General features: G+C 58.6%; 3 protein-coding genes. All 3 read right to left on the bottom strand.

Features of this window, described 5'->3' with window-relative positions; genetic code table 11:
* On the bottom strand, positions 1 to 386 hold a 386-nt coding region (locus B4F73_RS07045), incomplete at its 3' end, for an acyltransferase family protein (RefSeq protein ID WP_290482853.1).
* Between the two features lie 83 nt (positions 387 to 469).
* Complete coding sequence (locus B4F73_RS07040) at positions 470 to 778, bottom strand: EF-hand domain-containing protein (RefSeq protein WP_206992274.1); 309 nt, start codon at positions 776 to 778, stop codon at positions 470 to 472.
* A 118-nt stretch (positions 779 to 896) separates the two neighbouring features.
* Complete coding sequence (locus B4F73_RS07035; RefSeq protein ID WP_290478631.1) at positions 897 to 1,484, bottom strand: NAD(P)H-dependent oxidoreductase; 588 nt, start codon at positions 1,482 to 1,484, stop codon at positions 897 to 899.
* Positions 1,485 to 1,562: the final 78 nt, after the last annotated feature.

The raw sequence follows: 1,562 nt of genomic DNA, 5'->3' as shown, positions 1-1,562 counted from the left end.
CCCGGCAAATCCGGCGACAGGAAGTTCAGGAAGACGAGATTGGCACCCACATATTCTGCGACTCCACCAATACTGCCGCCCATCAGCAGGCTGATGAGCGCCGGGATCAGAATGACGACAGCATAAGCCGGGTAAAGTCGACGGACCCGCTTGCCAGCATAGTCAGCAAGGTTTTGCGACCGCATGAGCGAGCCGGCCACCAGTGCGCCGGATACAATGAAGAAGCCCTGTATGGCGATCTCGGCAATTTGGCCCCAGGCGCGCTCCAACCCGCTCATCGGCGCGAGCGCGGACAGAACGATTGCATGATAGGCAAACACGGCCGAAGCGAGCGCCAGCCGGATGAGATCAAACCTGTTTGCTGCCAGTCGGTGCGCTGTCGCCATCGGCGCTGTTTATCGTATTCGTTCCAAATGGAAAGGGGCCCGCTGGACCGGCGGACCCCTTCAGCACCGACTGGGTGGGCAGCCTACCGAACCGGCAGGCCAGCCGCCGTCACGGCGCCTTGATCGGACCGTCCCCGCCAGGCAGCAAGGGCATCTGCCAGTTCTTCCTCGGACACGGTTCCATTCGAATTGAGGTCGAATTTCGTGAACTTCGCTTTCGCCTCCGACTCGCTGGCTGTGCCCGCGCTGTCGGAGTAGCTCACATATTCGTCCTCGCTGATCAGGCCATCATCATCCAGATCCAGCAACGAGAAGTCGGGCATCTCGCCCGCATGGCCCATCAGGGCCGTCATCATCGCCGCCGTTACCAGAAAGCTGCTACGTCTGACCATGTTCGAACTCCTTCTTACTCTATACGTCGCAGGGGACCGCGACAGGACTGAACATACTCGAAACAAGTGGTAATGATGCGTGAAAAGACGTTCACGACGAAGATGTAATGAACCCGGATCAGACGGCCTGCCCGCCGATCTCCTTCATGAACTCGAACCAGGATTCGACTTTTGATGGCGTCAGAGCGCCAACGCCGCCGATGATCGTGTGGTGCATCGGTTTGAAACCGGACAGGCCAAGCACGCCGCGCTCCAACGCTTTCAATGCGCCCGCATCCATGCCGAATCTATAGACTAGGTCGGGCATACCCATCGTCACGATAATGCGGGCCGACTTTCCCTTCATCATGCGCTCAGGCCATTCATGATCGGACTCACCTGTTTTCAGGAAGAATTCTGCCCGGGCCGCCTGTTCGAAGAAGGCCTTTAGTTTGGCTGGCATACCGCCCATCCAGAGCGGGAAAGCGATGACGAGGTGGTCTGCGTTGGCGATCTTCTGGCGTTCACTCAGCACCGGCTCTGGCGGGGGCATTGCGAACTCTTTCTCAGAGTTGAGGAATGGCATGTCGAAATCTGCCACGCGGATGCGAGACACTGTGTGATCGGTCGCCTCGGCGCCCTCGGCATAAGCATCGCAGAGCGCGTGGACCAGATGGTCCGGATCGGGATCGGGGTGGCCATCGATGATACAGATAGAGCGGGTCATGGGGGTCAGCCTCCTGCCATGTGACAGGGAGCTTCTACCATTGGCCGGCAACAGATTTTATACGTAGAACCCCTACAT

The organism is Hyphomonas sp. UBA3601, assembly GCF_002375605.1.
Taxonomy (GTDB): domain Bacteria; phylum Pseudomonadota; class Alphaproteobacteria; order Caulobacterales; family Hyphomonadaceae; genus Hyphomonas.
The sequence above is the reverse complement of the archived record's forward strand: the minus strand, read 5'-3'. Positions and strand labels throughout refer to the sequence as shown.